This is a genomic window from Dorea longicatena (assembly GCF_025150085.1).
GTDB classification, from domain to species: domain Bacteria; phylum Bacillota; class Clostridia; order Lachnospirales; family Lachnospiraceae; genus Dorea_A; species Dorea_A longicatena.
Window position 1 is genome coordinate 722,042 of sequence record NZ_CP102280.1, and the last position, 19,372, is coordinate 741,413.

Annotated in this window: 13 protein-coding genes and 2 riboswitches; of the genes, 12 read left to right on the plus strand and 1 reads right to left on the minus strand. The window is 42.3% G+C overall.

What is annotated here, in order from left to right; genetic code table 11:
- Positions 1 to 490: 490 nt before the first annotated feature.
- Positions 491 to 1,756, minus strand: coding sequence for a dihydroorotase (locus tag NQ508_RS03535; protein WP_006426378.1), 1,266 nt, complete (start codon positions 1,754 to 1,756; stop codon positions 491 to 493).
- Between the two features lie 147 nt (positions 1,757 to 1,903).
- On the opposite strand from NQ508_RS03535, the gene NQ508_RS03540 reads away from it, so the two are divergent.
- From NQ508_RS03540 to NQ508_RS03595, 12 genes are all read left to right on the plus strand, one after another.
- Positions 1,904 to 2,437, plus strand: a complete 534-nt coding sequence (locus NQ508_RS03540) for a DUF3877 family protein (RefSeq protein ID WP_006426375.1) — start codon at positions 1,904 to 1,906, stop codon at positions 2,435 to 2,437.
- A 231-nt stretch (positions 2,438 to 2,668) separates the two neighbouring features.
- Positions 2,669 to 2,773, plus strand: a riboswitch (glycine riboswitch).
- A 1-nt stretch (position 2,774) separates the two neighbouring features.
- Positions 2,775 to 4,232 (plus strand): alanine/glycine:cation symporter family protein, encoded by a 1,458-nt coding sequence (locus NQ508_RS03545; RefSeq protein WP_006426373.1) that lies wholly within the window; start codon positions 2,775 to 2,777, stop codon positions 4,230 to 4,232.
- Between the two features lie 249 nt (positions 4,233 to 4,481).
- Positions 4,482 to 4,859: a diacylglycerol kinase gene (locus NQ508_RS03550; protein ID WP_006426372.1), complete on the plus strand. Its 378-nt coding sequence runs from the start codon at positions 4,482 to 4,484 to the stop codon at positions 4,857 to 4,859.
- Between the two features lie 21 nt (positions 4,860 to 4,880).
- Positions 4,881 to 5,294: a phasin family protein gene (locus NQ508_RS03555; protein WP_006426370.1), complete on the plus strand. Its 414-nt coding sequence runs from the start codon at positions 4,881 to 4,883 to the stop codon at positions 5,292 to 5,294.
- Positions 5,295 to 5,308: 14 nt separating this feature from the next.
- The gene (locus tag NQ508_RS03560; RefSeq protein ID WP_006426369.1) at positions 5,309 to 6,889 is read left to right on the plus strand and encodes an ABC1 kinase family protein; all 1,581 of its coding nucleotides are present in this window, start codon (positions 5,309 to 5,311) and stop codon (positions 6,887 to 6,889) included.
- 185 nt (positions 6,890 to 7,074) lie between these two features.
- Complete coding sequence (gene nifJ / locus NQ508_RS03565; protein ID WP_006426368.1) at positions 7,075 to 10,617, plus strand: pyruvate:ferredoxin (flavodoxin) oxidoreductase; 3,543 nt, start codon at positions 7,075 to 7,077, stop codon at positions 10,615 to 10,617.
- A 146-nt stretch (positions 10,618 to 10,763) separates the two neighbouring features.
- Positions 10,764 to 10,949: riboswitch (Lysine riboswitch) on the plus strand.
- Between the two features lie 182 nt (positions 10,950 to 11,131).
- A complete protein-coding gene (locus NQ508_RS03570; protein WP_155115953.1) occupies positions 11,132 to 12,745 on the plus strand; it encodes a Na+/H+ antiporter NhaC family protein in 1,614 nt (537 codons plus the stop codon).
- Between the two features lie 235 nt (positions 12,746 to 12,980).
- Positions 12,981 to 15,902, plus strand: coding sequence for an insulinase family protein (locus NQ508_RS03575; RefSeq protein WP_006426364.1), 2,922 nt, complete (start codon positions 12,981 to 12,983; stop codon positions 15,900 to 15,902).
- Positions 15,903 to 15,935: 33 nt separating this feature from the next.
- Positions 15,936 to 16,832: a GTPase Era gene (gene era / locus NQ508_RS03580; RefSeq protein ID WP_006426363.1), complete on the plus strand. Its 897-nt coding sequence runs from the start codon at positions 15,936 to 15,938 to the stop codon at positions 16,830 to 16,832.
- Positions 16,833 to 16,905: 73 nt separating this feature from the next.
- Positions 16,906 to 17,076 (plus strand): hypothetical protein, encoded by a 171-nt coding sequence (locus NQ508_RS03585; protein WP_006426362.1) that lies wholly within the window; start codon positions 16,906 to 16,908, stop codon positions 17,074 to 17,076.
- Positions 17,048 to 17,767: a DNA repair protein RecO gene (gene recO / locus NQ508_RS03590; protein WP_006426361.1), complete on the plus strand. Its 720-nt coding sequence runs from the start codon at positions 17,048 to 17,050 to the stop codon at positions 17,765 to 17,767. The genes NQ508_RS03585 and recO overlap by 29 nt, the downstream gene beginning before the upstream one ends.
- 74 nt (positions 17,768 to 17,841) lie before the next feature.
- Entirely contained in the window at positions 17,842 to 19,242 is a 1,401-nt protein-coding gene (locus NQ508_RS03595; RefSeq protein WP_006426360.1) for a glycine--tRNA ligase, read from the plus strand.
- Positions 19,243 to 19,372 lie beyond the last annotated feature (130 nt).

Consider the following 19,372-nt stretch of genomic DNA (forward strand, 5'->3'; position numbering starts at 1 on the left):
TTATAATAAGGGGATGGCTGACGGTTTCATTCACGGATGTGAAAATCCTAATGGCAATATGTCATACCAACTACTTCCCTTATTATAATAAAATAAGTGTAGATGTTAGAGTTAATTCCTCTCTAACAACTACACTTTTATGGTACTAAATGGCAAGTGCGTAACCGTAGTGGCCTTCACCGGGTTACACTTCCGGGCATTTTATTTATTAACATTCGCTGCCAGTCACGACTTGAAGGAAACAATAGATAAGGATTATTGTGAATGTGGAATGCCGTTAGAAACAGTTAGAGAGTCAGAAGCACCGTTAAAGGAACGAAGCGAACGTGTTTGAGGCGAACGCCGAGTTTGAGCGTAGTTCCTTTGCTTTTAGGTGATTCTGACTCTCTTAGTGTTTCTTATGGTATGGAACCTGAACAAGAAGCCTTATCTATTGTTTCCGTCAAGGACTGAGAGGCCGTTTCTCCAGTTAATAAATTAAATACCAAGCTTATTTTATATCAGAATATACGATGTTTCCTCCGCAGATCGTATATTTCACCTTACCGGTAAGTTCCTCTCCGGTAAATGGTGAGTTTGATGATTTGGAAGCATATTCTTTCGGGATCCATGTTTCATCAGGGTCAAATATAACAAAGTCTGCATCTGCACCTTCCTGAATTGTTCCGTAAGGCAGATGGTATAGCTTTGCCGGGTTCACTGTCATTTTTTCCAGAAGTTGTATCATGGTCAGATATCCGGGCTTTACAAGGTTGGTGATACCGAGTGCAAGGGAGGTCTCGAGACCGATAATGCCGCTTGGGGCTTCTGTGATCGGTTTGGATTTTTCTTCTGTGCTGTGTGGGGCATGATCCGTAGCAATCAGGTCAATAGTTCCATCAGCGAGTCCTGCAATAATCTGCTGGCGGTCATTTTCCGTACGAAGCGGCGGATTCATCTTTGCCAGCGTGCCATGTTCCAAAACAGCGTCTTCTGTTAAGGAGAAGTGGTGCGGTGTTGCCTCAGCGTGTAATTTTGCCCCCAGTTTTTTGTATGTACGGATCAGATCAATCGATACACCGGAACTGATATGCTGGATTACAACATCTGCACCGGAACGGAGCGCCAGAAGACAGTCTCTTGCCACCAGTGCTTCTTCGGCAATGGATGGAGAACCGTAGATGCCGAGTGCATCGGATACTTTGCCATGATTGATCCCATTGTTGCGGATAAAAGCCGGGTCTTCTTCGTGAAGACTGATCGGAACGTTTAACTTTGCGGCATTTTTCATCGCCTGATAGCAGAACTCAGCATTCAGAAGAGGGATGCCGTCATCGGTAAATCCGCATGCCCCGGCTTCTTTTAATGCAAGCATGTCTACTTCGTCCTGGCCCTTTAATGAACGGGAGATTGCAGCAGCCTGGAAGATACGGATATCTTCTTTGGAAGCACGTGCAAGATTATCTTTGAGGGTGTCTGTATTGTCGACCGTAGGGGATGTATTTGCCATACAGATTACAGTAGTAAACCCGCCTTTTGCAGATGCCTTTGCTCCTGTATGGATATCTTCTTTATATGTAAATCCCGGATCACGGAAATGTACATGTGTATCGATGAGTCCCGGTCCGACAACGAGTCCTCCGGCTTCTAGAATCTCCTCGGAATCTTCTGAAATTTCAGGTGCGATTCTTGCAATTTTTCCGTTCTTCACCAGTATATCCATATGCTCGGACAGACTAGATGCAGGATCTACCACAAGTCCATGTTTGATGATCATGATAAATTTCCTCCTTAAAAATCTGATGTTAAAATACAGTAAATATTATAAATGTAGTATAATGTATTGGAAATGGGCTTGTCAATTAAGAGACATGGAACAGGAAAGCTGAATATATGAGAAATAAAAGGAGCACGTAGAACAGAAATGGGATTTAAACGTTTGGAAAAAAATTTGATCGATATTATAAAAGAAGAACAGGCAAAACTTGGATTTCGAAAAGAAGAGATCCGTTTGTATTATCCATTGATTTCCCTCAATCATTTCTTTGAGGCGGATGACGATGTGGATGAGATGCAGACACGTCTGGAACAGTTCCCGGAAGAAGTAAAGAAAAAACTCGGAGATATCTGTGTAACGCACAAAAAAGACAGATTCTGCCTGCATATTCCGGAACAGGGAAGTGTCTATGTACATGAACATACGGCAGAAAATGAATTCATCAAAAAGCTGGTGGAGCTGATGATGAATCACGGAATCAAAAAAGAAGATATCCTTGCGATATTTCAGAAAGAGGCAAAAGATATCAGGGTGGGAGATATGCACAACGGAGAATTTGACTTTTGGGTAAGATTTCCGGAAGAAAATGAGGACGAATACTATTACTGCTTTAAGGACGAAGGGGGTCATATGATCTATCACCGTTTTTTGCCGGAAGATTATGCAGATTTCGGATTCTGAAAGGCAGTCGGAAAAGGATAAAAATACAGATGCAGACAGGAATTATAATTATAACTTATAAATGCTGCCTGCATTTTTAATTATAAAATATCTTGCTATATGTAAAGATTCATGATAAGCTATCCTACATCGTGCTAAAGCAAAGACGTGCTAAAGCGATTTGGGTGAGGATTTATTCTCAAAATAATGACAATTACTTTGACGAATTTGCTGCAATGCGATTACGTTATCATAAAAAACTCAGGAGAGTCTTTTCGTAATGAAATGAAAAGCGCCGAAGGTGTAAGCAGAAAACAGATCTGCAAATCTCTCAGGCAAAAGGATGGAGGAATGAATTATGGGAATTTTTGGACGTATTGACACTTTTATTACATGGTTTGACGGAGTCGTATGGGGACTTCCGTTAATCATCTTAATTCTGGTCACAGGAATTTTTCTGACTGTGCGCTTGGGCCTTCTTCAGGTAAGGTATCTTGGAAAAGCGTTAAAATTCATGGTGAAAAATGAAGAAGATGGACACGGAGAAGTAACCAGCTTTGGAGCTCTTTGTACCGCATTATCGGCAACAATCGGTACCGGTAATATCGTCGGTGTGGCAACTGCAATTTCTGCAGGTGGACCGGGAGCGTTATTCTGGATGATCCTGACAGCATTTTTAGGAATGGCAACAAAGTATTCAGAAGGTCTTCTGGCAGTAAAATACCGTACGATCGATGAAGACGGGCATGTACTTGGCGGACCATTCTATTACATTGAGAATGGAATGGGTGTAAAGTTCAGATGGCTTGCAAAGATATTTGCATTCTTTGGAGCAGGGGTTGGATTATTCGGAATCGGTACATTTACACAGGTGAATGGTATCTCATCTGCAGTCCGTAACTTTTTTGATCCGAACATGGCACATACAGTAGCATTGTTTGGAAATGATTATTCATGGGCAACTGTAATATCCTGTCTGGTACTGACGGTATGTGTCGGAATGGTTGTATTAGGTGGAATCAAGAGAATTGCAAAAGTATCTGAGATCGTCGTTCCGTTCATGGCGGTTCTGTATGTAGTATTGGCAGTCATTATCATGGTGACAAATATTACCGCAATTCCGGCAGCTATTGTAACAATTGTAAAATCTGCATTTACCGGAAGCGCACTGGCCGGTGGTGCAATGGGAAGTATGATCGTAGCAATGCAGAAAGGTATTGCCAGAGGAATCTTCTCGAATGAATCCGGACTTGGAAGCGCACCGATCGCAGCGGCTGCAGCACAGACCAAAGAACCTGCAAGACAGGGACTGGTGTCAATGACCGGTACATTTATTGATACGATCGTAATCTGTACGATGACAGGACTTTCTATTGTCATTACAGGAACATGGAATACGGGACTGGAAGGTGTGGAAATTACGACAGCGGCCTTCCAGAAGGGACTTCCGTTCCCGCCGGTTGTGGCATCCTTTGCATTGATGATTTGTCTGGTATTTTTTGCATTTACAACGATTCTTGGATGGGATTATTACGGAGAACGATGCCTGGAATATCTGTTTAATAAGAATATGAAAGCTGTAAGAGCGTATAGATGGCTTTATATTATATGTGTATTCATCGGACCATATATGACGGTTGCGGCAGTATGGAATATCGCAGATATCTTCAATGCATTGATGGCAATCCCGAATCTGATAGCCTTGCTTGCACTCAGCAAAGTCATAGTAAAAGAAACGAAAGCATTTACGGAAAAACTGAATGTGGAAGAGAAGAATCAGAGAATTCTCAAAGGAATGAATGCAGAGAATGTATAATAGAATATAAGTTCTGTAGAGCATATGGTGATAAAATACAGGGATTTTGGTATAAGAAGCAGAATCCCTGTATTTATTTTTGTCCTCTTATTTTGATAGAAAAATTATGCTGGATGCAGAATTTATAAAAGGTCATACTTTTCTTTAAAAGTCCGTATTATTTCTAAAATAAAACAAAATACATACAATGTTTGTGTAAATTTGTGCAAAATGTGTTAAAATGTAAGAAAACAAAGGACAGGTGCAAAAATGAAGAAACAAAAGAAAGATCCATTGTATAAAAGCTTCGGTTATGCATTTGCCGGAATATTTGCAGTGGTAACGAAGGAACGGAATATGAAGATTCATTGTGTGGCAATGGTTTGTGTGGTGATCGCAGGATTCGTATTTCATATTACACCGGTAGAGTGGTGTATCTGCCTGATATTGTTTGGTCTGGTCATGGCATTGGAAATGGTGAATACGGCAGTGGAAGCAGTGGTCGATCTGGTCACGGAAGAGAGAAAGCCGCTTGCAAAGCTTGCAAAAGATGCTGCAGCAGGAGCAGTACTGATCGCGGCAATCATGGCAGCAATTGCAGGGATGATCATATTTATTCCAAAGCTTTTGGAAAGCCTGTCTATATAGACATCGAAAGGAGAACGACCTATGGAAAAATTAGGAAGCGGATTAAAGAAAGTATTACTTGCAGGAATCGGAGCAGTTGCAGTCACAGGAGAGAAATCAAAAGAACTTCTGGATGAGATGGTGAAAAAGGGTGAGTTGACTGTTGAACAGGGCAAAGCACTGAATGAAGAACTTAAGCATAACATCAAGTCGACAGTAAAAGAAAAAGTGAATGTAAAAGTAAAAACATCTTCACCGGAAGAACTGGATGAGCTTTTGGATAAGATGACTCCGGAACAGATGGCATTGTTGAAACAGAGAATTGATGAGATGGAGAAAAAACAGGAAGAATTTGAAGCTGCAGAGACGGTAGAAGATGTGGCAGACGAATCCGTATGCGAAGATGCGGCAGAGAAAGCAGCGGAAGAAGAGACAGCTGAGAACGAAGATATTTAAAGAGGAACAGGTTCATGAGTAAGGGAGAATCCAAAGAATACCGTACCAGGTTAAAGGAGATTACATCCGTACTTCATAAATATGGAATCACCAGGGGAATTACGCCTCAGAAACTCCGGATGATACTGGAGGATCTGGGGCCTACTTATATTAAAATCGGTCAGATTATGTCACTGCATTCAGACATTTTACCGAAAAGGTATTGTGATGAACTGATGTGTCTGCGTTCAGAAGTAACTCCGATGGAATTTCCGGAAGTAAAAGAAGTGATCGAACAGGCATATGGTTGTCCGTGGAATGAAATATTTGCATTTATTTCCGATACACCACTGGGATCGGCATCCATTGCACAGGTCCACAGAGCAGAACTGCTCAGCGGTGAACAGGTTGTTATCAAGGTTCAACGAACAGGCATTTATGAAATTATGGCAAGAGATATCGGACTCCTTCGGAAGGCAGTAAAACTGATGCCGCCGATCAGTCTGAAAGGAATGGCTGACTTCGACCAGGTACTGGATGAACTTTGGAATGTGACACGGGAAGAGATGAATTTTCTCACCGAAGCATCGAATATGGAAGAGTTTGCCAGACGGAATGCGGATGTTGTATATGTAAGAACACCGAAACTATATCAGGAATATACAACCATGCATGTGCTGGTCATGGAATACATCGAAGGGCCTGCGATCGATGATAAAGAGAAACTTCTGGCAGGCGGATACGATCTGGAAGAGATCGGGATCAAGCTGATCGATAATTATATCAAACAGGTGATGGAAGACGGTTTCTTCCATGCAGATCCCCACCCGGGAAATGTAAAGATCCAGGATGGCAAGATTGTATGGATCGATATGGGAATGATGGGAAGACTGACCGAACGGGATAAAGAACTGATCGGAAAAGCAATCCGCGGCATTGCAGGAAATGATATCGGCATGATCCAGGAAGCAGTCATGGCACTGGGTGAATTTAAAGAGAAACCAGATCAGAGCGTATTGTATGAAGATATCAGTGAATTGATGTCGAAGTATGGGTCCTTGGATATGGGAGAGATCGATGTTGCAGAAGTGATGATGGATCTTATGGAAGTGATGAAGGAAAATAAGATCCGTATGCCGCATGGTCTGACGATGCTGGCAAGAGGATTGACTAACATGGAAGGCGTGCTTGCAGACATTGCTCCACAGATTAATATGATCGAGATCGCATCCAGACATATTTCAGAGAGTATGTGGAAAGATCTGAATTGGAAAAAAGAATTAAAACATGCAGGAAAGAATCTTTACCGTTCGATGCATAAAGCAGTAGAAGTCCCGGGACTTGCAGCGGATGCACTGCATGGTCTGATGAAAGGTCAGACAAGAGTCAACCTGGATCTGCATGCATCCAACGATCTGGCACAGTTACTGAGGCGTCTGGTGCGGAATGTGGTAATGGGATTGTGGGTGATGGCATTGCTGATCAGTTCAAGCATTATCTGCACTACCAATATGAGCCCGAAGATCTGCGGAATCCCGGCAATTGGTGCGATTGGGTATTTATTTGCATTTGCGATTGTGATGTATGTGCTTATTAAGCATATTCTTTCCAAATGAATTTGGGATTTATTCTCAGTTTTATGGGCAAATATGCCGACAAAATGATACGAGAATCTGTATTTGTACCAAAAAATGAACAAAATAACAGTCGGAATCGCTAGACTTTTGATGATACAGGAGATATAATAAAACCATACACGTCAATATATGATTTGTACTATTATCAAGGAGGAACAACGAAAATGGCAAGAAAAATGAAGACCATGGATGGTAACCAGGCCGCAGCTCATGCTTCATATGCATATACAGAAGTTGCAGCAATTTACCCTATTACACCATCATCCGTTATGCCGGAACATGTAGATGAATGGGCTACAGAAGGAAGAAAGAACATATTTGGACAGACTGTTCAGGTAACAGAGATGCAGTCAGAAGCTGGTGCTGCAGGAGCAGTACACGGATCTCTTTCTGCTGGTGCTCTGACAACAACATTTACAGCATCACAGGGACTTCTGTTAATGATTCCTAACTTATATAAAGTAGCAGGAGAACAGCTTCCTGGAGTATTTAACGTATCCGCTCGTGCGCTTGCAAGCCACGCACTGAATATCTTCGGAGATCACTCTGATGTTTACGCCTGTCGTCAGACTGGTGCAGCAATGCTTTGCGAATCCAGCGTACAGGAAGTTATGGACTTAACACCAGTTGCACACTGCGCAGCATTAAAAGGAAAACTTCCATTTATCAACTTCTTCGATGGATTCCGTACATCACACGAGATTCAGAAGATTGAGACATGGGATTACGAAGATCTGAAAGATCTGGTAGATATGGACGCAATCGATGCATTCAGAAATCATGCACTGAATCCAAATCACCCATGCCAGAGAGGTTCAGCTCAGAACCCGGACATTTTCTTCCAGGCAAGAGAAGCATGTAACCCATACTACGATGCTATGCCGGCTATCGTACAGGAGTACATGGACAAAGTTAACGAGAAGATCGGAACAGATTACAAACTCTTCAACTACTACGGAGCAGCAGACGCAGAGAAAGTTATCATTGCTATGGGTTCTGTATGTGACACAATCGAAGAGACAATCGATTACTTAACAGCAGCTGGGGAAAAAGTTGGTGTTGTTAAGGTTCGTCTTTACAGACCATTCTGTGCACAGGCATTAATTGATGCAATTCCTGACACAGTAAAATACATCAACGTACTTGACAGAACAAAAGAACCAGGAGCTCAGGGAGAGCCATTATTCCTGGATGTTGTTTCTGCATTAAAGGGATCTAAGTTCGACGCAGTACCGGTTAACGGCGGACGTTACGGATTAGGATCTAAAGATACAACACCTGCACAGATCGTTGCAGTATTCAACAACGCAGACAAAGAAAGATTCACAATCGGTATCAACGATGATGTTACAAATCTTTCACTTGAAGTTGGTGCACCACTGGTTACAACACCAGAAGGAACAATCAACTGTAAGTTCTGGGGACTTGGAGCTGACGGTACTGTAGGAGCTAACAAGAACTCTATCAAGATCATCGGTGACAATACTGACATGTATGCACAGGCTTACTTCGACTATGACTCTAAGAAGTCTGGTGGTGTTACAATGTCTCACCTGCGTTTCGGTAAGAAGCCAATCAAATCTACTTACCTGATCCACAAGGCTAACTTTGTAGCATGTCACAACCCATCTTATGTAAACAAATACAACATGGTTCAGGAATTAGTTGACGGAGGAACATTCCTTCTGAACTGCTCTTGGGACATGGAAGGTCTTGAGAAACATTTACCAGGACAGGTAAAAGCATTCATCGCTGATCACAACATCAAGTTCTACACAATTGATGGTATCAAGATCGGTAAAGAGATCGGACTTGGCGGACGTATCAATACAGTCCTTCAGTCAGCATTCTTCAAACTGGCATCTATCATTCCGGAAGAAGAAGCAATCGATCTGATGAAGAAAGCTGCAAAAGCTACTTACGGAAGAAAAGGTGACAAGATCGTACAGATGAACTACGATGCTATCGATGCCGGTGCTAAACAGGTAGTTGAGATCGAAGTTCCGGAATCTTGGAAATCTTGTGAAGACGAAGGATTATTTACACCGGAAGTTAAGGGTGGAAAAGACGATGTTGTAGCATTCGTTAAGAACATCCAGTCTAAGGTTAATGCTCAGGAAGGAAATACTCTGCCAGTATCTACATTTACTGACTATGCAGATGGATCTACACCATCAGGTAGTGCAGCATATGAGAAACGTGGTATCGCAGTAGATATCCCTGTATGGCAGTCAGAAAACTGTATCCAGTGTAACCGTTGTGCATACGTTTGCCCACATGCAGTTATCCGTCCGGTAGCACTTACAGAGGATGAACTTGCAAAAGCTCCAGAAGGAACAAAAGCAATCGATATGATCGGTATGCCGGGAATGAAATTCACTATGACTGTATCAGCTTATGACTGTACAGGATGTGGATCTTGTGTAAATGTATGTCCAGGTAAGAAGGGTGAAAAAGCTCTTGTTATGGCAAACATGGAAGAAAATGCAGCAGAGCAGGATATCTTTGATTTCGGACGTGAGATCGAGGTTAAACCAGAAGTTGTTGCTAAATTCAAACCAGAGACAGTTAAGGGAAGCCAGTTCAAACAGCCATTACTTGAGTTCTCAGGAGCTTGTGCAGGTTGTGGAGAAACACCTTATGCAAAACTGATCACACAGTTATTTGGTGACAGAATGTACATCGCTAATGCAACAGGATGTTCTTCAATCTGGGGTAACTCTTCACCGTCTACACCATACACAATGAACTCTAAGGGACAGGGACCTGCATGGTCTAACTCACTGTTCGAAGACAACGCAGAGTTTGGATATGGTATGTTACTTGCTCAGAAAGCAATCAGAAAGAGACTGAAAGAAGAAGTTGAAACTGTTGCAGCATCAGAGCAGGCTTCAGCAGAGGTTAAGGCAGCTTGCCAGGAATACCTCGATACATTCGCATGTGGTATTACAAACGGAGATGCTACAGATAAATTAGTTGCAGCATTAGACGGATGTGACTGCGATACATGCAAAGACATCGTTAAGAACAAAGACTTCCTCGCTAAGAAATCTCAGTGGATCTTCGGTGGTGACGGATGGGCTTACGATATCGGATTCGGTGGAGTTGACCACGTATTAGCAAGTGGTGAAGACATCAACATCATGGTATTCGATACAGAAGTTTACTCTAACACAGGTGGACAGTCTTCTAAGGCTACTAAGACTGGTGCTACAGCTCAGTTCGCAGCAGGCGGAAAAGAGACGAAGAAGAAAGACCTTGCAAGCATGGCTATGAGCTATGGATATGTATACGTTGCACAGATCGCTATGGGTGGAGACTTCAACCAGACTGTAAAAGCAATTGCAGAGGCTGAGGCTTATCCGGGACCATCTCTGATCATCGCATACGCTCCATGTATCAACCATGGTATCAAGAAGGGTATGAGCAAAGCTCAGACAGAGGAACAGTTAGCAGTAGAATGCGGATACTGGAACAACTTCAGATTCAATCCTGCAGCTGAAAAGGGAAGCAAGTTCACTCTTGACAGCAAACAGCCTAAGGAAGAAGATTACCAGGCATTCCTTGACGGAGAAGTTCGTTACAATGCTCTTAAGAGAGCTAATCCGGAAAAGGCTGCAAGACTCTTCGCTAAGAATGAGGCAGAGGCTATGGAAAGATACGATTACCTGTCAAAACTGACAGACCTTTACAAAGTAGAGGAGTAATCATATCTGATTAGCAATAGAATAGTATAAATCATGACTCCCGCAGATTCGAAAGGATCTGCGGGAGTTTTGCGTTGCCATGCATTTGCCATATTGTATTGACAAAATAGATCAAAGATGATAAAAATATTATTATATGAATAATGAGACTAGATAGAGGCGCAGGTTTCATCAGTAAGGCAGAACAACAGATAAAGGGAAATCATTTCTGCCTGAAAGGGAAAACTGCCGAAGGAAGATATCATCCCTTATTATATTCGAGATATACTTCCTGGGACGCAGCAGAATATGCTGCGGACTGTCACTTCAGTAAGTGGAGCGCTATCGGAGTATATAGAAGATATAAGAGTTTAATTATGTAATTTGTATTTAGAGTTATATAGAGGACATAAATGAAGTGTTGAATGATCTGAAAATACGGACGTCCTGCTTATAAGATGATATATGCCATGAGCAATCCACGCAGAGGAAATTGTTCATGGTATTTTTTTGGAAAAAAACGAAGGAGAGAGTTATGAGAAAAAGAAAAAAATTACTCTTTGCCGTACTCACCTGCCTCATGATCTTTGCATGCGGTGCAATTACCGTATTTGCGGCAGATGGAGGAAAAGAGTATGTACCAAAGGTGTATTCATCATTCTGGGCACTGGTACCCCCAATTGTGGCAATTGGTCTTGCACTGATCACGAAAGAAGTGTATAGTTCCTTGTTTGTCGGAATTGCGATCGGAGGAATCTTCTGGTCTAATTTCCATTTTGAAAAGGCAGTATTGCATATATTTGAAGATGGAATCGTAGGAGTACTGACAGATAGCTATAATATGGGAATCCTGGTATTCCTGGTTATTCTTGGAATTATGGTCTGCATGATGAATAATGCAGGAGGTTCGGCAGCATTTGGGCGTTGGGCTAGTATTCACATCAAGACAAGAGTTGGGGCACAGCTTGCAACGATCGTGCTTGGAATCCTGATCTTTATTGATGATTATTTTAACTGCCTGACAGTTGGAAGTGTTATGCGTCCGATCACAGATAAGCACAATGTATCACGTGCGAAACTGGCGTATCTGATCGATGCGACAGCGGCACCGGTATGTATCATTGCTCCAATCTCATCATGGGCAGCGGCTGTAACAGGATTTGTAAAAGGTGAAGATGGATTTTCTATTTTTATGCGTGCGATTCCGTATAACTATTATGCTTTACTCACAATTCTTGCAATGGTTTTGATCGTAGTGCTTAAGATTGATTATGGCCCGATGAAATTACATGAAGATAATGCTGTAAAGGGTGATATCTATACTACACCGGACAGGCCATATGCAAATGCTGAGAATGAGATCGTAGAAGAAAAGGGAAAAGTGATCGATCTGGTATTCCCGATAGTGGTCCTGATCATTTTCTGCATCTGCGGTATGCTTTATACAGGAGGCTTCTTTAGTGGAACAGGCTTTGTTAAAGCATTTTCTGCAAGTGATGCATCGGTAGGTCTGATGCTTGGAAGTTTCTTCGCATTGGTTGTTACGGTTGTATTCTATGCACTTAGAAAAGTACTTAAGTTCCGTGAATCTATGGAATGTGTTCCGGAAGGATTTAAGGCTATGGTACCTGCAATCCTGATCCTGACATTTGCATGGACATTAAAAGCAATGACAGACAGTCTTGGCGCAGCAGAGTATGTGGCTAATGTTATGCAGTCCGCAGCTGGAGGATTATTAAACTTCCTGCCTGCAATTATCTTCCTCGTAGGATGCTTCCTTGCATTTGCAACTGGAACATCATGGGGAACATTCGGAATCCTGATCCCGATCGTAGTAGCGGTATTCCAGGGAACGAACGAGACTATGATGATCATCTCTATCTCAGCTTGTATGGCGGGAGCTGTATGTGGAGATCATTGTTCGCCTATTTCGGATACAACGATCATGGCATCCGCGGGAGCGCAGTGTAATCATGTCAACCATGTAACGACACAGTTACCGTATGCGGCAACCGTTGCAGTTGTTTCCTGCATTACTTATGTAATTGCCGGATTTGTTCAGAATGCATTGATCTGTCTTCCGATCGGTATGGTACTTCTGGTAGCAGCTTTACTGCTCATGAAGAAGAGAACAGAAAGCCATTCATAAATGATTTGTTAAAAAATTAAAATTAGCAGAGACTTCAAAGACTCTTTGCCTTGCATAAAAGTATGTGGCGCAAAAGTTGCTTTGGAGTCTTTTTTTGATAGGTGCAGAATAATAAGAAAGGTGTTATAATATCTTGCATGAGTGGCAATTATTCCAGTAGATATATTGCGGGGCAGAAGAATCTTCTGCTTTGGGGAAATGGAAGATTGCAGACGAAAGGAGAACATAGAAATTCATGAGTGTAAAAGACTTAAGTGCTTACGAATTAGTAAAGGAAGAAGATTTAAAAGGGATCAAATCCCACGGAATGCTGTTAAAGCATAAGAAGAGCGGGGCAAGGATCTTACTGATAGAAAATGATGATGACAACAAGGTATTCAATATCGGATTCCGTACACCGCCGTCAGACAGTACCGGAGTACCACATATCATGGAACATTCCGTACTGTGTGGATCTAAGAATTTCCCGGCGAAAGATCCGTTCGTAGAACTGGTAAAGGGTTCACTGAATACATTTTTAAATGCAATGACTTATCCGGATAAGACGGTTTACCCGGTAGCAAGCTGTAATGATAAGGATTTCCAGAATCTGATGCATGTATATATGGATGCGGTATTCTATCCGAATATTTATCAGCATGAAGAGATCTTCCGTCAGGAAGGCTGGAGCTACAAGATGGATTCTCTGGAAGATGATCTGGCTTACAACGGTGTTGTATATAATGAGATGAAGGGAGCATTCTCTTCACCGGAAGGTGTGCTGGACAGAGTGGTATTGAATACACTGTTCCCGGATACCTCATATGCGAACGAATCTGGCGGGGATCCGGAAGTGATTCCGGAACTTACGTATGAGCAGTTCCTGGATTTCCACAGAAGATATTATCATCCGTCAAACAGTTACATTTACCTGTATGGAAATATGGACATGGAAGAAAAATTAAACTGGCTGGATCAGGAATATCTGAGCAAATTCAACTATGCGCCGGTAGATTCCAAGATCCGCTATCAGGAACCATTTGATAAAGTAATCGAAAAAGAGATGCCATATTCCATAGCAAGCGATGAATCAGAAGAGGATAATACTTACATTTCTTACAATAAAGTCATTGGAACAAGCCTGGATGAGAAGCTGTATCTGGCATTTGAAGTATTGGATTATGCATTGTTATCTGCACCGGGAGCACCGCTTAAGAGAGCACTTACGGATGCCGGGATCGGAAAAGACATTATGGGATCGTATGACAACGGAATTTACCAGCCGATCTTTTCTGTCATTGCAAAGAATGCGAATGTAGAACAGAAAGAAGCATTTGTGAAAGTAATCGAGGATACATTAAAAGATATTGTTGAAAATGGAATGGATAAGAAAGCTCTCGAAGCCGGAATCAATTATAATGAGTTCCGTTACAGAGAGGCGGATTTCGGAGGTTATCCGAAGGGACTGATGTACGGACTGCAGATTATGGACAGCTGGTTATACGATGACGAAAAACCATTTATCCATATCGAAGCGCTGGATACATTCGAGTTCTTAAAGGCACAGGTTGGAACAGGATATTATGAAGAACTGATCCGCAAATATCTGTTAGAGAATACGCACGGTGCGATTGTGCTGATCAAGCCGGAAAAAGGACGTACTGCAAGAATGGACAAAGAACTTCAGGAGAAGTTACAGGCATACAAAGGAAGTCTTACAGAAGAAGAAAGAAAAGAACTGGTAGAGCGTTCCAATGCATTAGAGGCATATCAGTCAGCACCGGATGCAGTAGAAAATCTTGAGAAGATCCCGGTTCTTTCAAGAGAAGATATTTCAAAAGAGATTGAGCCGATCATCAATGAAGAAAAAAGAATCGCAGATGTACCGGTAGTTTACCATGAGATTGAGACAAATGGCATCGGATACGTGGATGTGTTATTCGATATGTCAGGTGTGGAAGAAGCAGATCTTCCGTATGTCGGAATCCTGCAGGGAGTACTTGGAGTCATTGATACCGAGAATTATAAGTACGGAGAACTCTTTAATGAGATCAACGTGCATACCGGCGGTATCGGAACATCACTGGAACTGTATACAGACATTTCCAAAGTGCCAGAAAAAGAATTCAAAGCAACATTTGAAATCAAAGGAAAGGCATTATATCAGAAGCTGCCAGTCGTATTCCGGATGATGGAGGAGATCCTGACACGTTCGAAACTGGGAGATACCAAGAGAATCAGAGAGATTCTTGCGATGCAGAAGTCAAGACTTCTTATGAAATTCCAGTCATCTGGACATACAACAGCAGTGCTTCGTGCGATGTCTTATGCATCTCCGTCATCTAAGTTAAAAGACATGACAAGCGGTATCGAGTTCTATGATAAGATCGCTTATATCGAGGAACATTTTGAAGAAGAAAAAGACGTATTGGTACAGAAGCTTCAGATGCTGGCTCATAAGCTGTTCCGTGCAGACAATATGATGATCAGTTACACGGCTGCAAAAGAGGGCCTGAACGGCATGGAAGAGCTGGTAGAAGGTCTGAAGAAAGCAATGTTCGAAGATCCGGTGGAAGATACCAGATGCGTACTGCACTGTGAGATGAAGAATGAAGGATTCAAGACTGCTTCCAAAGTTCAGTATGTGGCAAGAGTCGGCAACTTTATTGATAACGGGGCAGATTATACGGGTGCATTGCAGATCTTAAAGGTGATCTTAAGTTATGATTACCTGTGGCAGAATATCCGTGTCAAAGGCGGCGCTTATGGATGTATGAGTGGATTCAGCCGTACAGGAGAAGGATATTTTGTATCTTACCGTGATCCGAACCTGGAAAGAACGATGGAAGTCTATGAAGGCATCGCAGATTATCTGAGAAACTTTACTGTCAGTGACCGTGACATGAACAAATATATTATCGGAACTATGAGTAATATTGACCAGCCGATGACACCGTCTGCAAAAGGAGACCGTTCGTTCAATCTGTACATGAATAAAGTCAGTGCAGAGACAATCAAGAAAGAGCGTCTGCAGATCCTTGAGGCAGGACAGGAAGATATCCGGAAACTGGCGGATGTCGTAGAGGCAGTGATGAAAGCCGAACAGGTCTGCGTGATCGGAAGTGAAGAGAAGATAGAAGAAGCAAAAGATATGTTTAAAAATGTGACGACATTTTAGTTGTCTTCAACAGATAAAAGAACAGGAGAAAATATGAAAAAGGATTATAAATCAGGATTCGTGACATTGATCGGTCGTCCAAACGTTGGAAAATCAACTTTGATGAACCAGCTGATCGGACAGAAGATCGCGATTACATCGAATAAACCACAGACGACACGTAACCGTATCCAGACCGTACTTACAACAGATGACGGTCAGATTGTGTTCGTGGATACACCGGGAATCCATAAAGCAAAGAACAAGCTTGGGGAGTATATGGTCAATGTGGCAGAACGTACATTGAATGAAGTTGACGTGGTGCTCTGGCTGGTAGAGCCGACAACATTTATCGGAGCAGGTGAACAGCATATCATCAGCCAGCTTAAGAAAGTAACGACACCGGTTGTACTGGTCATCAATAAGATAGACAGTGTAAAGAAGGAAGATGTTCTTCCGGCCATCGCTGCGTACAAAGATGTCTATGACTTTGCAGAAATCGTTCCGGTATCTGCGAGAAACGGAGACAATACCGATGAACTTGTAAAAGTGATCATGAAATATCTTCCATACGGACCACAGTTCTATGACGAAGATACCATCACAGACCAGCCGGAGCGTCAGATCGTGGCAGAACTGATCCGTGAAAAAGCACTGCACTGCCTGCAGGAAGAGATTCCGCACGGTATCGCGGTTGCCATCGACAGCATGAAGGTAAGAAATAAAGTGATGCACATTGATGCAACCATTATCTGCGAACGTGATTCGCACAAGGGGATTATTATTGGTAAAAAAGGAAGTATGTTGAAAAAGATCGGAAGCACTGCTCGTTATGAGATTGAGAAAATGCTGGATCAGCAGGTGAATCTCAAGCTTTGGGTCAAAGTAAAGAAAGACTGGAGAGACAGTGAATTTTTGATGAAAAATTTTGGATACCGCGAAGATGAATAAAAAGCAGTGCCCATGGGAGAACCTAATCTTAGAGCATTAAAAAATATGCCCTGGCAAAGGATGAGGTGATCATATGGAAAAGTACTGGGACAGATTCGTCGCATCAGGTAAGATAGAAGATTATCTGTATTATAAAGGTATGAGTATCTGTGAGGAGACGATAAACAGATACAAAGAAGGAGATACAATTGGTAAATCAGATTACACTGACTGGCATGATACTGACAGCAGCACCGATAGGTGAATATGACAGACGAGTGGTAATACTGACCAGAGAAAGAGGGAAAATCTCGGCATTCGCACGTGGTGCAAGAAGACCGAACAGTGCACTGATGGGAGTGACGAGCCCTTTTTCATTTGGAGAGTTTACTGTATATGAGGGGCGGACATCTTATACGCTGGTGTCGGCCTCTGTTTCCAATTATTTCCAGGAATTGCGTACGGATGTAGAAGGTGCCTATTACGGATTCTATTTTATGGATCTGGCCGGGTATTATGCAAGAGAAGCGAACGATGAGACCGAGATGCTGAAGCTTCTGTATCAGACGCTCCGGGCACTGACGAACATACATATCCCGAATGAACTGATACGGTGCATTTACGAATTGAAGACCATTACCGTGAACGGGGAAGGTCCGCAGGTGATGGAATGTATCATGTGCGGGGATAAGGAGCGGGAAAAAGTATTTAGTATACGGAGAGGCGGCGTGATATGTACGCAGTGTGCCGGCCATATTTCCGATGGAATCCGGCTGCTTCCGTCGACATTATATACATTGCAGTACATCGTATGTTCTCCGGTTGAGAAATTATATACTTTCGTTGTAAAAGAAGATGTGCTTGGAGAACTAAAGAATTTGACGAAAGCGTATCTGGATGAATATTTGGGAAAACGCTTCAAATCATTGGAGATATTGGAAACAATTGTACGATAAGGCTTGAAAACAAAGAGGGCAGACGCTATAATTAAATTCAATTACGAATATTTTGAGAAGGTGAGGATGAAAAAATGGCAGAAAAGACTATGGATAAGATCGTTTCATTGGCGAAAGCAAGAGGATTTGTATATCCGGGATCTGAGATCTATGGCGGGCTTGCGAATACATGGGATTATGGTAATCTCGGAGTAGAATTGAAAAACAATGTAAAAAAAGCATGGTGGAAGAAATTCATTCAGGAATCTCCGTTCAATGTAGGTGTGGACTGTGCGATCCTTATGAACCCACAGACATGGATCGCAAGTGGACATCTCGGAGGATTCAGTGATCCTCTGATGGATTGTAAACAGTGTCACGAACGTTTCCGTGCGGATAAAGTCATCGAAGATTATTGTGCAGAGAATAACATTGAACTGGATGGTGCGGTAGATGCATGGACACAGGAGCAGATGAAGAACTTTATCGATGAGAATCAGATTCCATGTCCGACATGTGGAAAGCATGACTTTACAGATATCCGTCAGTTCAACCTGATGTTCAAGACATTCCAGGGAGTAACAGAGGATGCGAAGAATACGGTATATCTCCGTCCGGAGACTGCACAGGGAATCTTCGTAAACTTCAAGAATGTACAGCGTACATCCAGAAAGAAACTGCCATTTGGTATCGGACAGATTGGTAAATCATTCCGTAACGAGATCACACCTGGTAACTTTACATTCCGTACCAGAGAGTTCGAACAGATGGAACTGGAATTCTTCTGCAAACCGGATACAGACCTTGAATGGTTTGATTATTGGAAGAAGTTCTGTCTGAACTGGCTGTCTTCATTAGGTCTGAAAGAAGATGAGGTACGTTACCGTGATCACGATAAAGAAGAACTTTCTTTCTACAGTAAAGCAACAACAGATGTTGAATTCTTATTCCCATTCGGATGGGGCGAGCTGTGGGGAATTGCAGACCGTACAGATTACGACTTAACACAGCATCAGAAGGTATCCGGACAGGATCTGACATACTTTGATGATGAGACAAAGGAAAAATACATCCCATACGTTATCGAGCCGTCACTCGGTGCAGACCGTATGGTACTTGCATTCCTTTGCAGTGCTTATGATGAAGAAGAGATCGGAACAGAGGAGAAGCCTGATACACGTACAGTTCTTCACTTCCATCCGGCACTGGCACCGGTTAAGATCGGTGTGCTTCCGCTTTCTAAGAAGCTGAATGAAGGCGCAGAGAAAGTATTTGCACAGTTAAGCAAGAAATACAACTGCGAATATGATGACCGTGGAAATATCGGAAAACGTTACCGTCGTCAGGATGAGATCGGAACACCATTCTGTGTAACATACGATTTCGATTCTGAAGAAGACGGAGCAGTAACTGTCCGTGACAGAGATACCATGGAACAGGAAAGAATCAAGATTGAAGATCTGGATGCTTATTTCGAGAAGAAATTCGAGTGGTAAGAATCAGAAAATTGAAGCATAAGAGATAAAACAAGAGACCGTGGAATCGGCTATGTATGCCAAAGTGCGTGCATGGCGGTTTCACGGTCTTTTTTTATATATGCAGGTATGTAGAAAATGATTTGTGCAT